Below are 22,561 nucleotides of genomic sequence, written 5' to 3' on the forward strand. Positions count from 1 at the left end.
CGGGCCCGCGATGCACGTTCATCTCGAAAGGCTGCGGCTCACCGACTTTCGCAACTACGCCTCGCTCGCCGTCGATCTCGGGCCGGGCCATGTCGTGCTCACCGGCGAGAACGGCGCCGGCAAGACCAATCTCATGGAGGCGGTCTCCTTCCTGTCCCCCGGACGCGGCCTGCGCCGAGCGACCTACGGCGAAGTGGTACGCCGCGAGGCGCCACGCGGCTTTTCCGTCTTCACCAACCTTCAGGGCATGGCCGGTCCGGCCGATGTCGGTACCGGGGCCGGTGGGCCCGAGGAAAGCGGCGCACGGCGCCTTCGCATCAACGGCGCACCGGCCTCGTCGGCCGAAAGCCTGCTCGAGCATTTGCGCGTATTGTGGCTGACGCCGGCGATGGACGGGCTCTTCACCGGCCCGCGTAGCGAGCGCCGGCGCTTCGTCGACCGGCTGACGCTTTCGATCGATCCGGCCCACGGCAAGCGCGCGCTCGACTACGAGCGCGCCATGCGCAGCCGCAATCGCCTGCTCGCCGAAGGCCGGACGGACCCCGTCTGGCTCGACGGGCTGGAAGCGCAGCTTGCCGAACTCGGCGTCGCGATCGCGCTTGCCCGGCGCGAACTCGTCGCCCTGCTTGCACGAATGATCGAACGCGGGCAGGCCGACGGCCCGTTTCCGCAGGCGGGCTTCGCGCTTGCCGGCTTTGCCGAGGAGGACGAGGCGGCCGTCGATCTCGAAGAGCGCCTGCTTGCCGATCTGCGCACGGGCCGCATGCGCGACGCGGCGGCCGGGCGAACGCTTTCGGGTCCGCATCGAAGCGACCTCCTCATCCGCCACAAGGCCAAGGACATGGAGGCGGCGCGTTCCTCGACCGGCGAGCAGAAGGCGCTTCTCATCGGCCTCGTGATGGCCCACGCGCGCCTCGTCGCCGAGATGACGGGCCATCCGCCCGTCCTGCTTCTCGACGAGGTCGCCGCCCATCTCGACGCCGGCCGGCGCGCCGCGCTCTTCGACCTGATCGACGCGCTCGGCGGCCAGGCCTTCATGACTGGCACCGATGCGGCGATGTTCGAGGCGCTCGGCACGCGCGCCGGCTTCTTCACCGTCGCAAACGGCGCGGTGGAACGCACCGCGTGAGCGCTCGGCGCGTCGTCATCGATCGAAGATCGCGCCCGCTTCCGTATAAGCCTGAAAGGCTCTAGATCCCGACCATGAGCGAAGACGACCCTGCCCTTTCCCGTGACGAACTGGAACGCTACGCCCGACATATCGTGCTGCCGGAGATCGGCGGTCCCGGCCAGCAGCGTCTGAAGCGGGCGCGTGTCCTCGTCGTCGGCGCCGGCGGCCTCGGCGCGCCGTCCCTGACCTATCTGGCGGCTGCCGGCGTCGGACATCTTTCCATCCTCGACGACGATCGCGTTTCGCTGTCGAACCTGCAGCGCCAGTTCATCCACGACACGGACGCGGTCGGTACGGGCAAGGCGGAAAGTGCGGCACGCAGCCTCGCCCGCCTCAATCCGCATGTGCGCGTCGAACCGGTGGAGGAGCGCCTCACCGAAGCCAACGCACCGGCGCTGATGGCCGGCCACGACCTCGTTCTCGACGGCTCGGACAATTTCGAGACGCGCTACGCCGTCGCCGACATGGCCGCGGCCGGGGAAATTGCGCTCGTGACCGGCGCCGTCGGCCGCTTCGATGGGTCGCTGACCGTCCTCAAGCCCTTCGAGCGCGACGGGCAGGGCCGACGCAATCCGACCTATCGCGATCTCTTCCCGACACCGCCGCCGCCGCACAGCGTGCCGAGCTGTGCCGAAGCGGGCGTGGTCGGTGCGCTTACCGGAGTGATCGGATCCCTGATGGCGATGGAGGCGATCAAGGTTCTGACGGGGGCGGGCGAACCGCTCGTCGGACGGCTGCTGCTCTACGACGCCCTTTCCGCCCGCTTCGAGACGATGACCTATCGCGCATCCGCCGAATGAGGCCGCGCATGAAACGGCCCGGTGGCCGACGGCCGCGTTGACGGTGTCTTAACCATGCGCGGGCCATGGTCGGCTCGAGCGGCCTCGCTTGAAGGGCCGGCCCGCAGCATGTGCACGAACCCGGCGACGGATCGGGAGCCGAAGGGCGAATGGCGCAGGCGACCGGCCGGCAGGGGCGAACCGCGGGTTTCGGGGTTCATCATGCGCAGCGTTCTCGCCATTTTCGCCACCTTCACCCTCGCGGCCGCAACCGCCACGATGTTCGCGGGCCCTCCCGCGATGGCGCGCGACGGCGCTTCGGCGGCCAAGATCGGGCCGAGCGGCCTGCCGCTGCCGCGCTATGTCAGCCTCAAGTCCAGCCGGGTCAATCTGCGCATCGGTCCCGGCACGCAATATTCCATTTCCTGGCAATACACCCGCGAGGGCCTGCCGGTGGAGATCATCCAGGAATATGGGCACTGGCGCCACGTGCGCGATGCCGACGGCACGGAGGGCTGGGTCTACCAGTCCCTGCTTTCCGGCAAGCGCACGGCCGAGGCCGCACCATGGATGAAGGGCAAGGTCGTCAAGAAGGCGGATTACATCGCCATGCACGACGACCCGCGCGAAGGATCCGCCATCGTCGCCAAGCTTCAGCCGGGCGTCGTGCTCTCACTCGACGAGTGCGACGGGAAATGGTGCGAGGCGAAGGTGCAGAACGTTACCGGCTGGGTCCCGCAGGCGAAACTGTGGGGCGCCTACCCGAAGGAACACTTCAACTGACATTCCGCGGGTAGAGATCGGCCGCGAGCGTGCGGCGGATCGAACCGGATCGGCGTCGGCGAATCAGGTCCGGCGCTTTGCGCGCAGGCGGATCACCACGTCCACATGGGCGATCTCCATGCCCTCCGGCACCTCCGGCAGGCCGTCGACCCGCAGGTCGGCGTCCGGGATATCGGCGATCTCGTCCGAGCCCTCGATCAGGAAATGATGGTGGTCCGAAACGTTCGTGTCGAAATAGGTCTTCGACGAATCGACCGAAAGCACGCGCAGCAGCCGGGCGCGCGTGAACTGGTGCAGGGCGTTGTAGACGGTCGCGAGCGATACCGGCACGTCGGCGGCATGCGCTTCGGCGTGCAGCTCCTCGGCCGTCAGATGGCGGTCGCCCTTGGCGAACAGCAACTCGGCGAGCGCGGTGCGCTGGCGCGTCGGCCGCAGGCCGGCGGCGCGCAGTTTCCCCTCGACCACGCCGGGTTCGATTGTAGCAAGGCCGGGATCGCCGCTTGATCCGCTCACGTCGCTCGCCCTTTTCGCCGCGAATTCAAAACCATCCGAAGCCCGGATATATTCGGATATCAGCGGTGATTCAATAGTGCCGTCGGCACGCCCCTGCCTGCCCGGGTGCGCTCGAAGGCACTGGAACCGGGCGCGCGCTTCGGGTAAGGGCTGCGTCAGAGTTTCGGTTTTCGTGACGAAATGAGCTGTGCTAGGTTCCGCTCACGCTGCCGGGGACTTTCAAGCGGCCGAGCGTTCCGTCGCTACGCTTCGCCAAGGGGAGACGTGTGTGCCAATGGGCAATAAGCAATCGAGCTACGATTACGACGAAGTCCTGTCGTGCGCACGTGGTGAATTGTTCGGGCCGGGCAATGCGCAGCTTCCCCTGCCGCCCATGCTGATGTTCCACCGGATCACCGATGTGGACGCCGAAGGCGGCCGGAACGGCAAGGGCATCATCCGCGCCGAATTCGACATCACGCCGGATCTCTGGTTCTTCGAATGCCACTTCATGGGCGATCCGGTCATGCCCGGCTGCCTCGGCCTCGACGCCATGTGGCAGCTTACCGGCTTCTACCTCGGATGGCTCGGCGAACCGGGGCGCGGACGGGCCCTTTCCACCGGCGAGGTCAAGTTCACCGGCATGGTGACGCCCAAGACCGGCCTCGTCGAGTACGGCGTCGAGTTCAAGCGCGTCATGCGCGGACGCCTCGTCCTCGGCATCGCCGACGGCTGGATGAAGGCCGACGGCGAAACCATCTACACCGCGAACGATCTCCGGGTCGGCCTTTTCCAGGACAAGGCCTCTTGAGGCGCACCGCAGCGCATCGCTCCGGAATCCCCTTCAACGGGAGAGCACTGACATGAGACGCGTCGTCGTCACGGGAATGGGCATCGTTTCCTCGATCGGCAACTCCCCCGACGAGGTCGTGGCTTCGCTGCGCGAGGCACGCTCGGGAATCAGCTTTTCCGAGGAGTTCGCCGAACACGGTTTCCGTTGCCAGGTATGGGGCGCGCCGAACCTCGACCCGGCCGAGCACGTCGATCGCCGCGCTCTGCGCTTCCTCTCCAAGGGGGGCGCGTGGAACCACGTCGCCATGGAGCAGGCGATCGCCGACGCCGGCCTCGAGGAGAACGACGTCACCAACGAGCGCACCGGCATCATCATGGGCTCGGGCGGCCCCTCGACGCGCACCATCGTCGAGGCCGCGGACATCACCCGCGAGAAGGGCAGCCCCAAGCGCATCGGCCCGTTCGCCGTGCCCAAGGCCATGTCCTCCACCGCCTCGGCGACGCTCGCCACCTGGTTCAAGATCCACGGCGTGAACTACTCGATCTCGTCGGCCTGCTCCACCTCGGCGCACTGCATCGGCAACGCCGCCGAGATGATCCAGTGGGGCAAGCAGGACATGATGTTCGCCGGCGGCCACGAGGACCTCGACTGGACGATGTCGAACCTCTTCGACGCCATGGGCGCGATGTCGTCGAAGTTCAACGACGACGCCTCGCGCGCCTCGCGCGCCTTCGACGCCGATCGCGACGGTTTCGTCATCGCCGGCGGCGCGGGCGTGCTCGTGCTGGAGGAACTGGAGCACGCCAAGGCGCGCGGCGCGACCATCCACGCCGAGATCGTCGGCTACGGCGCGACCTCCGACGGCTTCGACATGGTCGCCCCTTCCGGCGAGGGTGCGGTGCGCTGCATGCGCCAGGCGCTTTCCACCGTCGAAGGCGGGATCGACTACATCAACACGCACGGCACCTCGACCGAAGTCGGCGACGCGCGCGAGATCGGCGCGATCCGCGAGATCTTCGCCGACGACCTGCCCTACATCAATTCGACGAAGTCGCTGACCGGCCATTCGCTGGGCGCGGCGGGCGTCCAGGAATCCATCTATTCCATCCTCATGCTGAAGAACGGCTTCGTCGGCGAGAGCGCGCACATCGAAAATCTCGATGCGCAGTTCCAGGGGGTGCCGATCGTGCGCGAACGCGTCGACGATGTGAAGCTCGACACCGCCCTTTCCAATTCGTTCGGCTTCGGCGGCACGAACGCGTCGCTGGTCTTCCAGCGCTACCCCGGCTGAGGAGACGCAGGATGGACGGCCTCATGAAAGGCAAGCGCGGTCTCGTCATGGGGGTCGCAAACGACCACTCCATCGCCTGGGGCATCGCGCGCGCCCTTGCCGCCGAAGGTGCCGAGCTGGCCTTCACCTATCAGGGCGAAGCGTTCGGCCGGCGCGTCAAGCCGCTCGCCCAGAGCCTCGGTTCCGACATGGTGCTGCCCTGCGACGTCGAGGACATCGCGACGGTCGACGCCTGCTTCGCCGCGATCGAGAAGGAATGGGGCTCGCTCGACTTCGTCGTCCACGCCATCGGCTATTCGGACCGGTCGGAACTGAAGGGTCGTTACGCGGACGTAACGACACGCAAGAACTTCTCACGCACCATGGTGGTCTCCGCCTTCTCCTTCACCGAGGTCGCGCAGCGCGCCGCCAAGCTGATGGGCCCCGGCGGCTCCATGCTGACGCTGACCTATGGCGGCTCGACCCGCGTCATGCCGAACTACAACGTCATGGGCATCGCCAAGGCGGCTCTCGAGGCGATGGTGCGCTATCTGGCGGCCGATTACGGGCCGGAGGGCATCCGCGTCAACGCGATCTCGGCCGGCCCCGTGCGCACGCTCGCCGGCGCCGGCATCGGCGATGCGCGCGCCATGTTCAGCTATCACTGCAAGAACGCGCCGTTGCGCCGGGCGACCAACATCGACGAGGTCGGCCGCTCGGCACTCTACCTGCTTTCCGACCTCGCGAGCGGTGTGACGGGCGAAATCCATTTCGTCGATTCCGGCTTCCACATCACCTCTATGCCGGCGATCGACCAGCTCAAGAAGCAGGATACCGACGAATAGGCGCAGACGCGAAGGCGCCCTCGGCTTCCCGAAATCCGGTTCGTGCAGGACCGCTTCCATTCCTGCGATTGCATCCGTTTCAACGGTAACGCTTGGAATGGGCGGCGATCCGGTGCAATGTCTCCACGCACGGTCCCGTAAAGCGGCGTCTCGACGCGAAGTCGGGTGCGATACGGGGCGTTCGCCGGCGTCACGCCGGCTCTGGGAGAGACTGGGAGGTCTTCATGAAATTCGTATTTCCGAGAAGCTTGATGGCGGGGGCCGTTGCCGCCGCGGTCGGTCTTGCCGGCGTCCCGGCCAACGCGGCCGACTTCATCAACATTCTCACCGGCGGCACGTCCGGCGTCTATTATCCGCTGGGGGTCCAGCTTTCCAAGATCTACTCCGACAACATGGACGGCGTGAAGGTCCAGGTTCAGTCGACCAAGGCCTCGGTCGAGAACATGAACCTGCTCCAGCAGGGCCGCGGCGAACTCGCCTTCGCGCTCGGCGACACGGTCAAGGCCGCCTGGGAAGGCGACAAGGACGCCGGCTTCTCGCAGAAGCTTGGCAAAATCCGCGCGATCGGTGCGATCTATCCGAACTACGTACAGATCGTCGCGACCAAGGCTTCCGGGATCAAGAACTTCCAGGACCTCAAAGGCCACAGCCTTTCGGTCGGCGCGCCGCGCTCGGGAACCGAGCTCAACGCCAAGCGCATCTTCGACGCCATGGGCATGAGCTACGACGATCTGTCGAAGACCGAATATCTGCCTTTCGGCGAGTCCGTCGAACTGATGAAGAACCGGCAGCTCGACGCGACGTTGCAGTCGGCCGGCCTCGGCGTGGCGTCGATCAAGGATCTTTCGTCCTCCATGCCGATCCAGGTCGTCTCCGTGCCGGCCTCCGTTGCCGAGAAGCTCGGCGCGCCGTTCATTTCCACCGATATTCCGGCGGGCACGTATGATGGGCAGGACAAGGACGTGCCGACGCTCGCCATCACCAACATCCTCGTCACGCGCGAGGGCGTTTCGGACGACATGGCCTACCAGATGACGAAGCAGCTCTTCGAGCACCTCGATTCCATGGTGGCCGCGCATTCCGCCGCCAAGGCGATCGACATCCAGAAGGCGGCGCAGAACCTGCCGATCCCGCTGCATCCGGGCGCCGAGCGCTATTACAAGGAAAAGGGTGTCCTGAAATAGGTCCTCCGTTTCGATGGGCGACGGTTCGAGCCGTCGCCCGTTTCGCACGCCCCGTGTTCGACGAAGTCAGCGCGATGCCCGACACCATCCGGACGGCCAAAACGACGACAGCCTGCGCGACGACGTCGCGGCGGACAAGACGACCGTTCGCCCGCCGATGAGTGCCACGCCCAGCGAACGCGCCGCATCGACGGAGATCGAACTCGACGATCCGCTTTCGGGCGGCTTTCCGGCGACCCGGGAAGGTCGGCTCCTCTTCTGGATCGCCGTCGTCTTCTCCCTCTACCAGATCGCGACCGCACTGAACCTCCTCGGCCTGCCGAGCCAGGTCGTCCGCGCCGTGCATCTGGGCTTCCTGCTGCTCCTGACCTTTCCGCTGGTCACGGCTTTTCGCGCGCCGTCGCGCCTCTTCCAGACGATCGCATGGGGGCTGGCGCTCGCGGCGGTCGTCGTCACCGCCTATCAATGGATCGAGTACAAGCCGCTGATCCTCAGGGCCGGACTGCCGATCCTTTCCGACACGATCATCGGCGTCATCACGCTCGTCACGGTCTTCATCGCGGCATGGCTGATCATGGGCCCGGCGCTGCCGATCATCGCAGGCTTCTTCCTGTTCTACTGCTTCTTCGGGCAGTATTTCCCGGGGCCGCTGCAGACCCGCGGCTACGCCTTCAGCCAGGTCGTCGACCACATGACCTTCGGCACAGAAGGCATCTACGGCGTACCCCTCTACGTGTCCGCCACCTACATCTTCCTCTTCATCCTCTTCGGCGCCTTTCTCGAACGCGCCGGCATGATCAAGCTCTTCACGGACGTCGCCCTCGGCTTCGTCGGCCATGCGCGCGGCGGCGCGGCGAAGGTCGCGGTCGTCTCTTCCGGCCTGATGGGCACGATTTCCGGCTCGGGCGTCGCAAACGTCGTGACGACCGGTCAGTTCACGATCCCGCTGATGAAGAGCTTCGGCTATCGTGCCGCCTTTGCCGGCGGCGTCGAGGCGACCGCCTCGATGGGCGGGCAGATCATGCCGCCGGTGATGGGCGCCGTCGCCTTCATCATGGCCGAGACGCTGGACGTTCCCTATACCGAGGTCGTGAAAGCAGCGATCGTCCCGGCGATCCTCTACTTCGCCTCCGCCTTCTGGATCGTGCATCTGGAAGCCGGCAAGTACAACCTCATGGGCATGCCGAAGAGCGACCTGCCCTCGCCGCTCGCCGCACTCAAGCGCGGCTGGTACCTGCTGCTGCCGCTCGCCGTCCTCGTCGCCCTGCTCTTTTCCGGCTACACGCCGCTTTACGCCGGCACGATCGGCCTCGCGCTGACCGTCCTTCTCATCCTCGGCGCCTCGGCCGTCCTCGGCCTGCCTTCGGGCGTGCTTCGCATCGTCTTCTGGATCGGTCTCGGCCTCGTCGGTGCCAGTTTCTTCGAATGGGGCATCCGGCCGGTGCTCGCCGCCGTCGCGATCCTGATCGTCGCGAACGTCTTCGTGGTCGGCGGCCGGCAGACGCTGATCGACTGCCGCGATTCGCTTGCCAACGGTGCCAAGACGGCGCTCTCCGTCGGCGTCGCCTGCGCGATCGTCGGCATCATCATCGGCACGATGACGCTGACCGGGGCGGCGACGACCTTCGGCCAGTACATCGTCTCCGTCGGGCAGTCGAACCTTTTCCTCTCGCTCGTGCTGACGATGATCACCTGCATCGTGCTCGGCATGGGCATCCCGACGATCCCGAACTACATCATCACCTCGTCGATCGCCGGCCCCGCACTTTTGAAGCTCGGCGTGCCCCTGATCGTCAGCCACATGTTCGTCTTTTATTTCGGCATTCTCTCCGACCTGACGCCCCCCGTCGCGCTCGCCTGCTTCGCCGCTGGCCCGATCGCCAAAGAAAAGGGGCTGAAGATCGCGATGGACGCGATCAAGGTCGCCGCCGCCGGCTTCGTCATTCCATATATGGCGGTCTATTCGCCGGCCCTCATGCTGCAGCCGGGCGGTCCGCTCTCGGATCATTTCGGGTTTCCCGTCGCCGTCGCCTACATCGTATTCAAGGTGGCGCTTGCAATTGGGCTGTGGGGTTCGGCCGTCATCGGCTTTATGTTCGCCCGGCTTTCGCTCTGGGAACGGGCATGGGCCGCGCTCGCCGCCTTCACCCTCGTCGCCGCATTGCCGCTGACGGACGAACTGGGCTTCGTGCTCGCGATCGCTTTCCTCGGCTTCGAGTGGATGCGTGCGCGCAAGCGCGAGCCCGTCACGCCGTGAGCGCCGGCATCTGCGTCGCTGCCGCGGGCAAGACCATCATGCTCGCGGCGATGAGCTTCACGCTCTCCTGGACGCATTCCGTCGAGAAGATCACCTGGAGCGAACATTGGGCCCTGACGGACGCAGGGCTCGTCGTCACGCAGGCGAGCGTCGAAGGGTCCGGCGCCGGCATGGATCCGCCGCCGGACGCGCGTTTCGTCGACGGGCGCTACGTCTATACGCCCGACCTGCCACCCCAGAAGGAGCTGATCCTCGCGGCCTCCGGCGCGACGGTCGGTGGTTGGACCCTTTGCTCGGGTGGAACCTGCAGGGTGATCGGCGCCCGCGCGGAGGCACCGATCCACATTCGCCGCTGCGATCCGAAGACGAAGTGATCCGCCTCGGCCGAGCGACGGCCCCTACTTGTCCTCGAAGACCAGCCCGTCCGGGTCGGCGCCGAGATGGCTCACGCTTTCGACCATTTCGTCGGGACCGCAGACATAGAAGTGCTGGTTGAAGTCCGACACGTGCTTCTCGAGAAAGATCTTGTCGACGGTGCCGTGCGGACCGGTTCCTTTATTGCCGGGACCAAAGAAGAAGGGCCCCGCCGGTTTCCCGGCGAGGCCCTTTCGATTCTCTGAAGAGAGGCTGCGACCTTATTCGGCCGGCTCTTCCTTCTTGATCTCTTCGCCGGTCTCCTGATCGACGACCTTCATCGACAGGCGCACCTTGCCGCGCTCGTCGAAGCCCATCAGCTTGACGAAGACCTTTTCGCCTTCCTTAACGACGTCGGTCGTCTTGGCGACGCGCTCGGAGGCGAGCTGCGAGATGTGCACGAGGCCGTCACGCGGACCGAAGAAGTTCACGAAGGCGCCGAAATCGGCGGTCTTGACGACCGTGCCCTCGTAGATGACGCCGACTTCCGGCTCGGCGACGATCGAATGGATCCACTTCTTGGCCGCCTCGATCTCCTTGCCGGAAGACGAAGCGATCTTGATCGTGCCGTCGTCCTCGATGTTCACCTTGGCGCCGGTCTTCTCGACGATCTCGCGGATGACCTTGCCGCCCGAACCGATGACGTCGCGGATCTTGTCGACCGGGATGTTCATCACCTCGATGCGCGGTGCGAACTCGCCGAGCTGCTCGCGGCTCTGCGTGATCGCCTTGCCCATCTCGCCGAGGATGTGCATACGCCCACCCTTGGCCTGGTCGAGGGCGATCTTCATGATCTCCTCGGTGATGCCGTCGATCTTGATGTCCATCTGGAGCGACGTGATGCCGTTCTCCGTGCCGGCGACCTTGAAGTCCATGTCGCCGAGATGGTCCTCGTCACCGAGGATATCGGAGAGAACCGCGAAGCGCTCGCCTTCCTTGATGAGGCCCATGGCGATGCCCGCGACCGGGTTGGAGATCGGCACGCCGGCATCCATCAGCGCGAGCGAGGTGCCGCAGACGGTCGCCATCGAAGACGAACCGTTCGACTCGGTGATCTCGGAGACGACGCGGATCGTGTAGGGGAACTGGTCGGCACCCGGCAGCATCTTGTGCAGTGCGCGCCAGGCAAGCTTGCCGTGGCCGATCTCGCGGCGGCCTGGAGAGCCCATGCGGCCCGCTTCACCCACCGAATAGGGGGGGAAGTTGTAGTGCAGCATGAAGCCTTCCTTGTACGTGCCGGTCAGCGCGTCCACGAACTGCTCGTCCTCGCCGGTGCCGAGCGTCGCGACGACGAGCGCCTGCGTCTCGCCGCGCGTGAAGAGCGCGGAACCGTGGGTGCGCGGCAGGAGGCCGACCTCAGCCTCGATCTGGCGCACCGTCTCGAGGTCGCGGCCGTCGATGCGGCTCTTGGTATCGAGGATGTTCCAGCGCACGATCTTGGCCTGGATCTCCTTGAAGACCGTAGCGATCTGCGTGTCGGAATATTCCGGCGCGGCGTCGCCTTCGGGAGCGAAGTGCTTCTTCACCGTCGCCTTCACCGCGTCGACGGCAGCGTAGCGCTCGGCCTTGTCGGTGATCTTGTAGGCGGCGCGCAGGTCGTCTTCGGCGACCTTCAGCATCTTCTCCTCGAGCGCGGACAGATCCTCCGGCTCGAACTCGCGCGGCTCCTTGGCCGCTTCCTCGGCGAGCTTGATGATCGCGTCGATGACCGGCTGCATGGCGCGGTGGCCGAAGGTGACGGCACCGAGCATGATGTCCTCGGCAAGCTCACCGGCTTCCGATTCCACCATCAGCACGGCTTCCTGCGTGCCGGCGACCATCAGGTCGAGCGAGGTCTCGACCATCTCGTCGACCTGCGGGTTCAGCACGTACTCGCCGTTGATGTAGCCGACGCGCGCACCACCGATCGGGCCCATGAAGGGCACGCCGGAAAGCGTTAGCGCGGCCGAAGCCGCGACCATCGAGACGACGTCCGGGTTGTTCTCGAGATCGTGCTGCAGAACGGTGATGACGACCTGCGTCTCGTTCTTGTAGCCCGCCGGGAAGAGCGGACGGATCGGGCGGTCGATGAGGCGCGAGACCAGCGTCTCGTTCTCGCTCGGACGGCCCTCGCGCTTGAAGAAGCCACCCGGGATCTTGCCCGCGGCGAAGGTCTTCTCCTGGTAGTTGACGGTCAGCGGGAAGAAGCTCTGGCCTTCCTTGGCCACCTTCGCGGAGACGGCGGTCGCGAGAACGACCGTCTCGCCGTAGGTGGCCATGACGGCGCCGTCGGCCTGGCGGGCGACCTTGCCGGTCTCAAGGGTAAGCGGACGCCCACCCCATTCGATTTCGACCTTGTGCGAATTGAACATGTCTTGTCCTAAACATGATGGGCGCATTGCGCGTACGGACCGCGTTTTCGGACCGGACGCAATGCGCCGTTGGTGACGTCGACGCGTCACGGGCAAGACAACGGGAGGCTTCGGGTCACGGCCGGTATCGTTCGGCCAAGCATCCAGCAATCCTGCCCCATGACAGGTCGGCAGCTGAAAATGGCACCGCGCTCTTCGTCGTCGCGGTACCGGCAATGCGGTTTCGGTGCGCCGTTCGGATCGGCTGCACCCCTCGAAACAATGGGGTCATCGCTGCGAGATTTCAACCGGCGGAACGAAAACGAAACCTCGCCGCCGGTTCGATGGCAGCCCTTGAAGGGCCGCCGAAGGCGCTGCTAGCGCCGGATGCCGAGGCTCGAAATCACCGAGCGATAGCGCTCCTCGTCCTTCTTGCGAAGGTAGTCGAGCAGCGAACGACGGTGCGAGACGAGCTTGAGAAGGCCACGGCGCGAGTGGTTGTCCTTCTTGTGCTCCTTGAAGTGCTCGGTCAGGTTCACGATGCGCTCGGTGAGGATCGCGATCTGGACCTCGGAGGAGCCGGTGTCGCCGTCCTTGGTGGCGTACTCCTTGACGAGTTCCGCCTTGCGTTCGGGTGTGATCGACATCGTCTTTCCTTCTTGTTCGTCGGGAATAATGGCGCCGTCGGCCGGGATGTCGGCCAGCCGCGGCCGTTCGTGCGCAGGCGGCAGTGCCGTCGCGCTGGCGGCGATATACGGGAAAAAGGCGGCAGAGGAAAGCCCCTCCGGAACTGCCCGGCTCTCAGATGCGCCGGTCGATCCCGTCACGCAGCTTGTCGACGGAGACGAGGAAGACCCATTCGATCCCGTCGTCGTGCATCGTGCGTTCGAGCTCTGCACCGAGCGAGATGCCGAGGATGCGTTCCAGCACCACCGAACCGAACCCTTTGCGCTCGGGCACGGCGGAGATCGGCACCTGACGCTCCCGCCAGTCGAAGCGCACCGTCTCGTCCTCGAGCGTCCACGTCACCTCGACGAGGCCTTCGGCGCCGGCGAATGCGCCGTATTTCGCCGCGTTCGTGGCAAGCTCGTGGATCGCCATGCCGAGCACCTGCGCCGATTGCGCGTCGAGGCGGATCTCCGGTCCGGCGATGACGACGCGTTCCGGCTCGCTCGGCCTGAACGTCTCGATCTGGTCGGCCACGAGGGTCGCCAGATCGACCCCTTGCGTGGCGTTGGAGATCATCAGGTCCGTCGAGCGGGCGAGGCCGGCGACGCGCTTGCGGAAAGCCTCGGCGAACTCCTCCTTCGTGTCGGAAAGCTTGGCCGTCTGGTTGAGCATCGCCTGGATCACCGTGAGCTGGTTCTTGGACCGGTGGGCGACCTCGCGCATGAGGAAGCGGATCTCGCCCTCGGCGTTCTTGCGTTCGTGCGCGGCCTGCGCGAGCGCCTGCGAGACCAGCGTGAACTCGGTGATCGACTGGTCGCGCGCCTCCACCGTCTCGCCGGCGCCGAGGCGCTCGGCCTGTCGCGTGAGATGACGCACGGAACCGCTCATGATCCGGGCGATGAAGAATGCGGCGGTCACCGCGAGAAAGGCGATGAAGATGCCGCCGAAGACGAGCCAGGCGAGCGAGCGGTTGAGCGGTGCGCGCACGGATGCCGTCGGCGCCCAGGACACGATCGACCAGCCGGTGATGTCGGATGGCTGCACCACGATCTGGTAGTCCGTATCGCGATACATGACGTGGGTGAAACCGGAGCTCAGGCCCTTGTCGAAGGGAATGTAGAAGGGCCGGCCCGTCGCGTCGCTGCCGCCCGACGAGGCGATGACCGTGCGCGTTCCGTCGACGAGCGCCGATTTCCAGCCCTTCGGGACCTGCTGGGTGGAAAGCGTCGTGGCAAAGGTCGAGGCGTACCGGGTCAGCACGAGCACCCTCGCCGGTCCCTTCGCCGCCTCGACCGGCATCGCGACGTTGAAGGCCCATCGTCCCGCATCCGCGTCGTAGAAGAGGTTCGAGACGACCGGCCAGTTGGATTTGAGCGCCTTCCTGGCGGCGTCCGTATGGGCCGCCTTCGGCAGCTTCGTGCCGTAGTCGAAACGCGTGTTCATGAGCTGGTCGAAACGCCCGTCGAGCACCATCAGGTTCGCGTCCCGGTCGGCAAGCGTCGAGCGCGCGCGTTTCTGGAAGAGCCTCATGTCGCCGTCGTCGAGCGCCGTCGAGGTCGAGGTCACGCTCAGCGTCGCGAGCATGCTGGAAACGTCGCGATCGACGAGCTCGGCGATGGAATGGGTCGCAGCGATATAGGCGCGCTCAAAGGCACGGTTCTGCGTAGCGCTCATGCGAATCAGAAGCGCGCCGGAAAAGATCAGCGCGGGCAGGAGCACGACGAGGATGAGCGCGAGCAGGTAGACCCGGATCGAAAAGGAGCCGGGCATGCGGACATGCCGGGGCGCGTCCGTCTCGCTGCTAGCGGCGTCAGCTTCCGAGGAAACGATCCGGTTCTGGCTGGTCATGGCAACCCATGGCTTGTTTGAACCGAGCGTTCGAAGCTGCCTCCTCAGGCTTGAGTACGGATCGCCATTTCGCAGTTCCCTCGGATCGCAGCCATCCCCGCTCGTCGTTTCTGACTAGAGCATTTCCACCCCGGACGGAAGCGCTCTCATGCATTTGCGCGAATGTGCATAAACGAAAGGGTGCAGGCGCGCAAAGCACGTCTTCTACCCGCCGAAGACGCGGCGCGGAAGGAACTCGCCGCCGGCGACCTCGCCGATCGCGACCAGGCGTCCACCGCTCGTGGCGTAGGCTTCCGGCTCGGCGACCGGCGCGCCGCGCCCGCGAAGCAGGACCGGGTTGCCCAGGCGCAGCCGACGGGCCTCGCCGTCGCCGATCGCCACATGCGGCAGCGCGGCCAAGGCCTCGCCCGTGTCGACGAGGCGGGCGTCGAGCGCAGCAAAGCGCTCCTCGTCGGTTTCGGTTTCCGCGAGCGCCGTCAGATCGGCGAGCGGCACCATCACATCCTCGTCGAAAGGAGCGACGCTTGTTCGCCGAAGGTCCGAGACATGACCGAAGCAGCCGAGATCCCGGCCGAAATCGCGCGCCAGCGCGCGCACATAGGTGCCCTTGCCGCACTCCGCCTCGAAGACGGCCGTGTCCGCATCCGGGCATTCCACGAGATCGAGCCGGTGGATTTCCACGACGCGGGACGGCACGGTCACGCTCTCGCCCTCGCGCGCCATGTCGTAGGCGCGCTCGCCACCGATGCGTACCGCCGAAAAGGAGGGCGGCACCTGTTCGATCGTTCCGCGATAACCGTCGAGCAGGGCTTCGATCGCGTCACGTTCCGGACGGATATCGGAGCGCTCGGTAATCTCGCCTTCCATGTCGTCGGTCGTACGCTCGGCACCCCAGGTCACGGCGAAGCGGTAGACCTTGCGGCCTTCCATCACGTAGGGAACGGTCTTCGTGGCATCGCCGAGTGCGATCGGCAACATGCCGGAAGCCAGCGGATCGAGCGTTCCCGCATGGCCGGCCTTTTGCGCACCGAACAGCCATTTGATCTTGGAGACGGCCTCCGTCGAGCCGAGATCCTTCGGCTTGTCGAGGATAACCCAACCGGAAACGGCTCGACCCTTCTTCTTGCGCGCACGCGACATCTGCTCTCCGAATATCCTTGACTGGCCCGGTTTCGGCTTGGCGCCCTACTCGTCTTCCCCGGCCTCGTCGAGATCCTGCGCCACTTCCGGGCTCCTCAGGAGTTCGTCGATATGGCGGAAGTTCTCGAAGCTCGTATCGTCGCGAAAGCGCAGCGAAGGCACGGAGCGCATCTGTTTCAGGGCCGGTGTGACCCGGCCGCGAATGAAGCGAACGTTGCGGTTGAGCGCCTCGACGATCGCCCCGTGGTCGTTCTCGCCGAGCGGCGTGACGTAGGCGGTGGCGACCTTCATGTCCGGCGACATGCGGACCTCCAATACCGAGACGATCGCGTCCTCGAGCACCGGATCGCGGACCTCGCCACGCTGCAGCACGTCGGTCAGCGCCGCGCGCACCTGCTCGCCGACGCGCAGCTGGCGCTGGGACGGGGCACGGGCGGAAGACTTTCGGCTCATGCTTCGCACTCCTCATTCGCCGCGTTTAGCACGCGGTCGAGGCTCTTCGACGATCCTTGAAAGACGGATACGCCGGGCCGCATTCGCGCGACCCGGCAAGCGGCACGGGCGTCTTCGCGCCCGCCCGTTCGCGATGCGACGCCTACAGCGTGCGCGTGACGTGCTCCACGCGGAAGCACTCGATGACGTCGCCCTGGCGAATGTCCTCGTAGTTCTCAAAGGCCATGCCGCATTCCTGCCCGGCATTGACCTCGGAGACCTCGTCCTTGAAGCGCTTGAGCGTCTTCAGCTTGCCTTCGTGGATCACCACGTCGTCGCGCAGAAGCCGCACGCCGACGCCGCGCTCCACCTTGCCCTCGGTGATCCGGCAACCGGCGACCTTGCCGACCTTGGTGATCGAGAAGACCTCGAGGATCTGCGCGTAGCCGAGGAAGGTCTCGCGACGCTCCGGCGAAAGAAGGCCGGACATGGCCGACTTCACGTCGTCGACCAGATCGTAGATCACGTTGTAGTAGCGGATCTCGATGCCGGCACGCTCGGCCGCGTCGCGCGCCTGCTTGTTGGCACGCACGTTGAAGCCGATGATGGCCGCGTTCGACGCTTCGGCGAGCGAGACGTCGGACTCGGTGATGCCGCCGGCACCCGAATGGATGACGTTGGCCCGCACCTCGTCGGTCCCGAGCTTGTCGAGCGCGCCGGCGATCGCTTCGATCGAACCCTGCACGTCGCCCTTGATGAGCAGCGGGAACTCCTGCAGCGCAGCATCCTGCATCTGCGTCATCATCTGCTCGAGCGAACCGCGCGAACCCGCCTGACGCGCCACCGCCTTCTCGCGGGCTGCGCGCTGGCGGTAGTCGGAGATCTCGCGGGCACGGGATTCGTTTTCGACGACGGCGAAGCGATCGCCGGCCTGCGGCGTGCCCTGGAGGCCCAGGACCTCGACCGGCGTCGACGGCCCGGCTTCCTTCACCTGCTTGCCCGCATCGTCGACGAGGGCGCGCACGCGGCCCCATTCGTCGCCGAGAACGATGATGTCGCCGGTCTTGAGCGTGCCCTTCTGGACGAGCACGGTCGCGACCGAGCCGCGGCCGCGGTCGAGCTGCGCCTCGACGACGGTGCCTTCTGCCGTCCGGTCCGGATTGGCCTTGAGCTCGAGCAGCTCCGACTGGAGCACGATCGCCTCGAGAAGCCGGTCGAGGTTCGTGCCCTTGGTGGCGGAGACCTCGACGTCGAGAACCTCACCGCCCATCGATTCCACAAAAACCTCGTGCTGGAGGAGTTCCGTGCGCACCTTCTGGGCGTCGGCGTCGGGCTTGTCCATCTTGTTGATCGCCACGATCATCGGCACGCCGGCCGCTTTCGCGTGATTGATGGATTCGATCGTCTGCGGCATCACGCTGTCGTCGGCGGCGACCACGAGGATCGCGATGTCCGTCGATTCCGCACCGCGCGCACGCATCGCCGTGAAGGCGGCGTGGCCGGGGGTGTCGATGAAAGTGATCTTCTGACCGTCCTGCTCGACCTGGTAGGCGCCGATGTGCTGGGTGATGCCACCGGCCTCGCCCGACGTCACGCGGGTGTGGCGGATGGCGTCGAGCAGCGACGTCTTGCCGTGATCGACGTGACCCATGATCGTCACGACCGGCGGACGGGAGACCATGTCGGCATCGTCGTCTGCCACGTTGAAAATACCTTCTTCCACGTCGGACTCCGAGACGCGCCGCGGCGTGTGGCCGAATTCGGTGGCGATGAGTTCGGCGAGATCGGCATCGATGATGTCGCCCGGCTTCATCATCTGGCCTTCCTTCATCAGATACTTGATGACGTCGACCGAACGCTCCGCCATGCGCTGGGAGAGCTCCTGGATGGTGATCGTCTCGGGGATCGTCACCTCGCGCACGATCTTTTCGCGGCTCTCCTGCTGCTGGCCGCGCTTCATCTTCTCCTGGCGCCGCCGCATGGCGGAGAGCGAGCGGCCGCGCGCGCTGCCATCGTCGTCGAGCGCACCGGAAAGCGTCAGCTTGCCGCGGCGGCGTCCGTCGTCGACGCGCGGCTTCGAAGGCTGCTTGGGCTGCTCGCTGCGCCCGGGGCGGCTCTTCGTATCACGACCGGGGCGTGCGGCTTCCTCGGCATCGGCGTTGCGCGCCGGGCGGGCGGCAGCACTGCGGGCGGCGCGGCCGGCGGCGCGCTGCTCGTCCGGCTCGACGGGAACCGCTGCGACCTCGGCGGCTGCGACGGCTTCCTGCTCGACCTGCTGCTTGGCCGCTTCCTCGGCCTGCCGCTTGGCCTCGACCTCGCGTTCGCGCTCGAGGCGTGCATCTTCCTCGGCGCGGCGACGCGCGGCCTCTTCGGCCTCCTGGCGTTCCTGGACTTCGCGAACCTGCGCGTCCTCGAGCGCGCGGCGGCGCGCTTCCATCTCGCCGGCCGAAAGCCGTCCGCCCTGGCTCGACCGGCCGGGGCCGGACGTCCCGCGATGCGCACCGCTACCGGTACTCTCGCGCCGCGGCGAGGCGGACGCACCGTTCGAAGGCGCCTTCGGCTTGGGCGCGGCCGGACGCGCGGTCACGGCCGGCTTCGCGGGCTCGCTCTGCTGCGGGGCCGGGGTCGCGGCCTGCGGGGCGGCCGCAGCCTTCGCCTCTTCTTCCGGGCGTGCGATGCGCCGCTTGCGCGTCGTCTCGACGACGACCGACTTCGAGCGCCCCCGTCCCATGTCCTGGCGCACCGTGCTCTGCTCGCCGGAACGCTTCATGGTCAGGGTCTTCTTGCCCGAGACGCTGAGTTTCTTGTCGTCTTTGATATCGCTCATTCCGTATCCATCCTCGAAGCCCGGCGGCGGACCCGGCCGCACCGCTCATGGCTTCCGTGTCACTTCCTCGCCGTGACGCTCACCCGTGGGAAGCGTTTTTCAAGCCGAGGGGAAAAATTCTCGATCGTGCGGCGCTCAACTGCGCCCGTTACGATAGCGTTCAAGCCGTGTTGCGCGTTTCACTACACCTTCTCCCGCCTTTCCCGCAAGCGCAACGCAATGGATAAAGGCGCCATCGCCGAGCGCCTTCGCCATTTCTTCTCCGCTCGCCAGGCGAAAGGCGGGGATCGGCCGCTGCGCGTTCGTCTCAACCTGGCGGGCGTGGCGGGCCTGATCGATCTTGCGCATGCCGTCGGCCGCAGCCTCCGTGGCATGGAAAACGGCAAGCGCGCGACCGCCGCGCACCGCACCGTCGACCTTGCCCGCACCGGCGACGAACTGGCCAGCCTTGCGCGCCATCGACATCATCGAGACGAGATCGGCGAGCATCAGCCGGTCGACCTCGTCGGCGAGATCGTCCGGCGCGGTGACGGGCGCCTTCAGCCCGCGTGCGAAAAGCTTGCGCTTGGCCGCCTTTTCCACGCAGGCGCGTTCCGGCGTTACCCAGCAGCCCCGCCCCGGCAGGTCGCGCTTCAGGTCGCAGACCACGCGCTGCTCGGGCCCCGCGACGAAGCGTAGAAGCTCATCCGGTTCGCCGTGCTCGCGCGTGACAATGCAGGTGCGCGCGTTCATCGGCTCGCGGTATCCGCTCATCGCCGTCCGCCGGGCGCATCCCGCCTCAGGCCGTCTCCTCGGCCTCGGCCGCTTCGCCCTCGACCTCTTCCGGCTCCTCGTCGGAGGCGAGATCCGCCTCGGTGATCCAGCCGGCGGCGAGGCGCGCCTGCACGATCATTTCCTCGGCGAGCTGACGCGACACGTCGAGGCCGGTGAACAGGCCGTCGAAGCGCTTCGTCTCGCCGTCCTTGCGCTCCGACCAGCCGACGAGGTCGTCGGCAGCACAGCCGGCGAAATCTTCCATCGACTGCATGCCGTCCTCGCCGAGCTTGACCATCATTTCGGTGGTCATGCCGTCGATCTGGCGCAGTTCGTCGGAGACGCCGAGCTCGGTGCGCCGTGCATCGAGTTCCGCCTCACGCTGTTCGAGGTGCTCGCGGGCACGGCTCCTGAGCTCTTCGGCCGTTTCCTCGTCGAAGCCTTCGATGGAGGCGATCTCCTCGAGATCGACATAGGCGACCTCCTCGACCGAGGTGAAGCCTTCGGAAGCCAGCACCTGCCCGACCATTTCGTCGACGTTGAGCGAATCCATGAAGAGGTCGGTGCGCTCGGTGAATTCCTTCTGGCGGCGCGAGGACTCTTCCTCTTCCGTCAGGATGTCGATGTCCCAGCCGGTGAGCTGCGAGGCGAGCCGCACGTTCTGGCCGCGCCGGCCGATGGCGAGCGAAAGCTGCTCGTCCGGCACGACGACCTCGATGCGCTCGGCATCCTCGTCGAGCACGACCTTGGCGACTTCCGCCGGCTGCAGCGCGTTGACGATGAAGGAGGCCGGATCGCCCGACCACGGGATGATGTCGATCTTTTCGCCCTGCAGCTCGCCGACGACGGCCTGCACCCTGCTGCCGCGCATGCCGACGCAGGCGCCGACCGGATCGATCGCGGAATCGTTGGAGATGACGGCGATCTTGGCGCGCGAGCCCGGGTCGCGGGCGACCGAGCGGATCTCGATGATGCCGTCGTAGATCTCGGGCACTTCCATGGTGAAGAGCTTCACCATGAACTGCGGATGGGTACGCGACATGAAGATCTGCGGTCCGCGCTGTTCGCGGCGCACGTCGTAGACATAGGCGCGCACGCGATCGCCGTAGCGCATCTGCTCGCGCGGGATCATCTCGTCGCGACGGATGATCGCCTCGCCGCGGCCGAGATCGACGATCACGTTGCCGTATTCGACGCGCTTGACGGTGCCGTTGATGATCTCGCCGACGCGGTCCTTGTACTCGTCGTATTGCTGGTCGCGCTCGGCCTCGCGCACCTTCTGGACGATGACCTGCTTGGCCGACTGGGCGGCGATGCGGCCGAAATCCATCGGCGGCAGCGGATCCTCGATCGTCTCGCCGATCTGCGCGTCGGGGCGGCGGTCCTGCGCCAGCGGCAGCGCGATCTGGGTCGAGTAGTCCTCGACCTCCTCGACCACTTCGAGGATGCGCTTGAGCTGGATGTCGCCGCTCCTGGTGTTGATGTCGACGCGGATGTCGGATTCCGTGCCGTAGCGCGAGCGCGCCGCCTTCTGGATGGCGTCGGCCATCGCCTCGATGACGATGGTCCGGTCGATCGACTTCTCGCGGGCGACCGCATCGGCGATCTGCAGGAGTTCCAGCCTGTTCGCACTGACTGCCATTTTCGTCTCCGTTCCATTGCGACGCGCCGGGCTAGAAGGCTCAGGCGTCGTCGTCGCTCTCGTTCTGGTTTGCGGCGCGCGCGGCGTCCGCGTCGTTGGATGCGCGCACGAGTTCGTCGGTAAGGATCAGCTTCGCGCTCGAAAGCGCGGAAAAGGGAACGAGCACCGCAGCCGGCTCGTCGCTCGGCGGCTGGTCGCGGTCGAGCATGAAGCCACCGTCCTCCACGCCACGGATCCAGCCGCGGAAGCGCTTGTGGCCGGCGACCATCATCGAGGTCTCACACTTCACAAGATGGCCGTTCCAGCGCGCAAAGTCCGAGCGACGCACCATCGGCCGGTCGATGCCTGGCGAAGAGACCTCGAGATGGTACCGGCTCTCGATCGGATCCTCGACGTCGAGCACCGGCGAAATCGCATGCGAGATCGTCTCGCAGTCCTCGACGTTCATCGTCCCGTCGGGGCGCTCGGCCATGATCTGCAGCGTCACGCCGTTCTGGCCGGTAACGCGCACACGCACGAGCCTGAAGCCCATCGATCGGATGACCGGCTCGACGATCCCCGCGATGCGCTGGTCCGTGCCGGTTTCGGTAATCAGCCGCTCTTCGTCCGCGACATCGGCTGACGTCTTCGTCGTCATGACCGCCTGACCTCCTCGTACGAACCCGTCGTCCCTCGCGTACCGGATCGATCGGCCGCGGCGTTCGGGTAATAAAAAAGAGCGGGTCCGGAGGGCCCACTCTTCATCTTTACGATCAAGAATTTCCCGTCATATACGCGTGGAGGCGGCCGATTGCAAGCGTATCGCCATCCGTCCGTCGACGACCCTTCGGCAAGATCTAGTTGTGGAGCCTCAACAGGTTGTCCTGATCGAGACCGAGGCGGCTGATGGGCACGGTGTCGTTTATCCCGCCATGGGGACGGTGCCAATTGTA

General features: G+C 66.1%; 19 protein-coding genes and 1 pseudogene. 9 read left to right on the plus strand and 11 right to left on the minus strand.

What is annotated here, in order from left to right; genetic code table 11:
* Positions 1-10: 10 nt before the first annotated feature.
* The 3 genes from recF (at position 11) to FJU11_RS16215 (ending at position 2,733) form a co-directional block, all read left to right on the plus strand.
* Positions 11-1,129 carry a DNA replication/repair protein RecF gene (gene recF / locus FJU11_RS16205; RefSeq protein ID WP_141168122.1) on the plus strand — a complete coding sequence of 373 codons (1,119 nt, stop codon included), beginning with the start codon at positions 11-13 and terminating at the stop codon, positions 1,127-1,129.
* Between the two features lie 74 nt (positions 1,130-1,203).
* Positions 1,204-1,971 carry a molybdopterin-synthase adenylyltransferase MoeB gene (locus FJU11_RS16210; protein ID WP_141168123.1) on the plus strand — a complete coding sequence of 256 codons (768 nt, stop codon included), beginning with the start codon at positions 1,204-1,206 and terminating at the stop codon, positions 1,969-1,971.
* Between the two features lie 258 nt (positions 1,972-2,229).
* Positions 2,230-2,733 carry an SH3 domain-containing protein gene (locus FJU11_RS16215; RefSeq protein ID WP_235891080.1) on the plus strand — a complete coding sequence of 168 codons (504 nt, stop codon included), beginning with the start codon at positions 2,230-2,232 and terminating at the stop codon, positions 2,731-2,733.
* 63 nt (positions 2,734-2,796) lie between these two features.
* On the opposite strand, the gene irrA is transcribed toward FJU11_RS16215, so the two are convergent.
* Entirely contained in the window at positions 2,797-3,246 is a 450-nt protein-coding gene (gene irrA, locus FJU11_RS16220) for an iron response transcriptional regulator IrrA (RefSeq protein ID WP_210242903.1), read from the minus strand.
* Between the two features lie 274 nt (positions 3,247-3,520).
* Between irrA and fabA the strand changes: the two genes are divergently transcribed.
* The 6 genes from fabA (at position 3,521) to FJU11_RS16250 (ending at position 9,948) form a co-directional block, all read left to right on the plus strand.
* Complete coding sequence (gene fabA, locus FJU11_RS16225) at positions 3,521-4,036, plus strand: 3-hydroxyacyl-[acyl-carrier-protein] dehydratase FabA (RefSeq protein WP_141168124.1); 516 nt, start codon at positions 3,521-3,523, stop codon at positions 4,034-4,036.
* A 52-nt stretch (positions 4,037-4,088) separates the two neighbouring features.
* Complete coding sequence (gene fabB, locus FJU11_RS16230) at positions 4,089-5,309, plus strand: beta-ketoacyl-ACP synthase I (RefSeq protein WP_141168125.1); 1,221 nt, start codon at positions 4,089-4,091, stop codon at positions 5,307-5,309.
* Between the two features lie 11 nt (positions 5,310-5,320).
* On the plus strand, positions 5,321-6,133 hold the full coding sequence (fabI, locus tag FJU11_RS16235) for an enoyl-ACP reductase FabI (RefSeq protein ID WP_141168126.1): 813 nt from the start codon (positions 5,321-5,323) through the stop codon (positions 6,131-6,133).
* Between the two features lie 224 nt (positions 6,134-6,357).
* The gene (locus tag FJU11_RS16240) at positions 6,358-7,317 is read left to right on the plus strand and encodes a TAXI family TRAP transporter solute-binding subunit (RefSeq protein WP_141168127.1); all 960 of its coding nucleotides are present in this window, start codon (positions 6,358-6,360) and stop codon (positions 7,315-7,317) included.
* 157 nt (positions 7,318-7,474) lie between these two features.
* Complete coding sequence (locus FJU11_RS16245) at positions 7,475-9,574, plus strand: TRAP transporter permease (RefSeq protein WP_141168128.1); 2,100 nt, start codon at positions 7,475-7,477, stop codon at positions 9,572-9,574.
* Complete coding sequence (locus FJU11_RS16250; RefSeq protein WP_235891078.1) at positions 9,571-9,948, plus strand: DUF1850 domain-containing protein; 378 nt, start codon at positions 9,571-9,573, stop codon at positions 9,946-9,948. The genes FJU11_RS16245 and FJU11_RS16250 overlap by 4 nt, the downstream gene beginning before the upstream one ends.
* A 24-nt stretch (positions 9,949-9,972) precedes the next feature.
* Here FJU11_RS16250 and FJU11_RS16255 read toward each other — a convergent pair.
* The 10 genes and pseudogenes from FJU11_RS16255 to rimP all read right to left on the minus strand — a co-directional run.
* Positions 9,973-10,113, minus strand: a pseudogene (locus FJU11_RS16255) (hypothetical protein); the annotation flags it as partial.
* A gap of 96 nt (positions 10,114-10,209) precedes the next feature.
* Positions 10,210-12,339, minus strand: coding sequence for a polyribonucleotide nucleotidyltransferase (pnp, locus tag FJU11_RS16260; protein WP_141168130.1), 2,130 nt, complete (start codon positions 12,337-12,339; stop codon positions 10,210-10,212).
* A gap of 356 nt (positions 12,340-12,695) precedes the next feature.
* Positions 12,696-12,965, minus strand: coding sequence for a 30S ribosomal protein S15 (rpsO, locus tag FJU11_RS16265; RefSeq protein WP_141168131.1), 270 nt, complete (start codon positions 12,963-12,965; stop codon positions 12,696-12,698).
* Between the two features lie 154 nt (positions 12,966-13,119).
* The gene (locus tag FJU11_RS16270) at positions 13,120-14,835 is read right to left on the minus strand and encodes a sensor histidine kinase (RefSeq protein WP_141168132.1); all 1,716 of its coding nucleotides are present in this window, start codon (positions 14,833-14,835) and stop codon (positions 13,120-13,122) included.
* Positions 14,836-15,039: 204 nt separating this feature from the next.
* Positions 15,040-15,975: a tRNA pseudouridine(55) synthase TruB gene (gene truB / locus FJU11_RS16275; protein WP_141168133.1), complete on the minus strand. Its 936-nt coding sequence runs from the start codon at positions 15,973-15,975 to the stop codon at positions 15,040-15,042.
* Between the two features lie 45 nt (positions 15,976-16,020).
* A complete protein-coding gene (gene rbfA / locus FJU11_RS16280; protein ID WP_141168134.1) occupies positions 16,021-16,428 on the minus strand; it encodes a 30S ribosome-binding factor RbfA in 408 nt (135 codons plus the stop codon).
* Between the two features lie 142 nt (positions 16,429-16,570).
* Positions 16,571-19,234, minus strand: a complete 2,664-nt coding sequence (infB, locus tag FJU11_RS16285) for a translation initiation factor IF-2 (RefSeq protein WP_141168135.1) — start codon at positions 19,232-19,234, stop codon at positions 16,571-16,573.
* A 135-nt stretch (positions 19,235-19,369) separates the two neighbouring features.
* Entirely contained in the window at positions 19,370-19,987 is a 618-nt protein-coding gene (locus FJU11_RS16290; RefSeq protein ID WP_141168136.1) for an RNA-binding protein, read from the minus strand.
* A 25-nt stretch (positions 19,988-20,012) separates the two neighbouring features.
* Entirely contained in the window at positions 20,013-21,629 is a 1,617-nt protein-coding gene (gene nusA / locus FJU11_RS16295; protein ID WP_141168137.1) for a transcription termination factor NusA, read from the minus strand.
* Positions 21,630-21,669: 40 nt separating this feature from the next.
* Positions 21,670-22,266 carry a ribosome maturation factor RimP gene (rimP, locus tag FJU11_RS16300; RefSeq protein WP_141168138.1) on the minus strand — a complete coding sequence of 199 codons (597 nt, stop codon included), beginning with the start codon at positions 22,264-22,266 and terminating at the stop codon, positions 21,670-21,672.
* Positions 22,267-22,561: the final 295 nt, after the last annotated feature.

It is taken from the genome of Pararhizobium mangrovi (assembly GCF_006516965.1).
Taxonomy (GTDB): domain Bacteria; phylum Pseudomonadota; class Alphaproteobacteria; order Rhizobiales; family Rhizobiaceae; genus Pararhizobium_B; species Pararhizobium_B mangrovi.

What these genes read in the sequence shown, in the direction of transcription:
- recF (WP_141168122.1), top strand. Translation starts at nt 11, where the DNA reads ATGCACGTTCATCTCGAAAGGCTGCGGCTCACCGACTTTCGCAACTAC.
- FJU11_RS16210 (WP_141168123.1), top strand. Translation starts at nt 1,204, where the DNA reads ATGAGCGAAGACGACCCTGCCCTTTCCCGTGACGAACTGGAACGCTAC.
- FJU11_RS16215 (WP_235891080.1), top strand. Translation starts at nt 2,230, where the DNA reads ATGTTCGCGGGCCCTCCCGCGATGGCGCGCGACGGCGCTTCGGCGGCC.
- fabA (WP_141168124.1), top strand. Translation starts at nt 3,521, where the DNA reads ATGGGCAATAAGCAATCGAGCTACGATTACGACGAAGTCCTGTCGTGC.
- fabB (WP_141168125.1), top strand. Translation starts at nt 4,089, where the DNA reads ATGAGACGCGTCGTCGTCACGGGAATGGGCATCGTTTCCTCGATCGGC.
- fabI (WP_141168126.1), top strand. Translation starts at nt 5,321, where the DNA reads ATGGACGGCCTCATGAAAGGCAAGCGCGGTCTCGTCATGGGGGTCGCA.
- FJU11_RS16240 (WP_141168127.1), top strand. Translation starts at nt 6,358, where the DNA reads ATGAAATTCGTATTTCCGAGAAGCTTGATGGCGGGGGCCGTTGCCGCC.
- FJU11_RS16245 (WP_141168128.1), top strand. Translation starts at nt 7,475, where the DNA reads ATGAGTGCCACGCCCAGCGAACGCGCCGCATCGACGGAGATCGAACTC.
- pnp (WP_141168130.1), bottom strand. Translation starts at nt 12,339, where the DNA reads ATGTTCAATTCGCACAAGGTCGAAATCGAATGGGGTGGGCGTCCGCTT.
- rpsO (WP_141168131.1), bottom strand. Translation starts at nt 12,965, where the DNA reads ATGTCGATCACACCCGAACGCAAGGCGGAACTCGTCAAGGAGTACGCC.
- FJU11_RS16270 (WP_141168132.1), bottom strand. Translation starts at nt 14,835, where the DNA reads ATGACCAGCCAGAACCGGATCGTTTCCTCGGAAGCTGACGCCGCTAGC.
- truB (WP_141168133.1), bottom strand. Translation starts at nt 15,975, where the DNA reads ATGTCGCGTGCGCGCAAGAAGAAGGGTCGAGCCGTTTCCGGTTGGGTT.
- rbfA (WP_141168134.1), bottom strand. Translation starts at nt 16,428, where the DNA reads ATGAGCCGAAAGTCTTCCGCCCGTGCCCCGTCCCAGCGCCAGCTGCGC.
- infB (WP_141168135.1), bottom strand. Translation starts at nt 19,234, where the DNA reads ATGAGCGATATCAAAGACGACAAGAAACTCAGCGTCTCGGGCAAGAAG.
- FJU11_RS16290 (WP_141168136.1), bottom strand. Translation starts at nt 19,987, where the DNA reads ATGAGCGGATACCGCGAGCCGATGAACGCGCGCACCTGCATTGTCACG.
- nusA (WP_141168137.1), bottom strand. Translation starts at nt 21,629, where the DNA reads ATGGCAGTCAGTGCGAACAGGCTGGAACTCCTGCAGATCGCCGATGCG.
- rimP (WP_141168138.1), bottom strand. Translation starts at nt 22,266, where the DNA reads ATGACGACGAAGACGTCAGCCGATGTCGCGGACGAAGAGCGGCTGATT.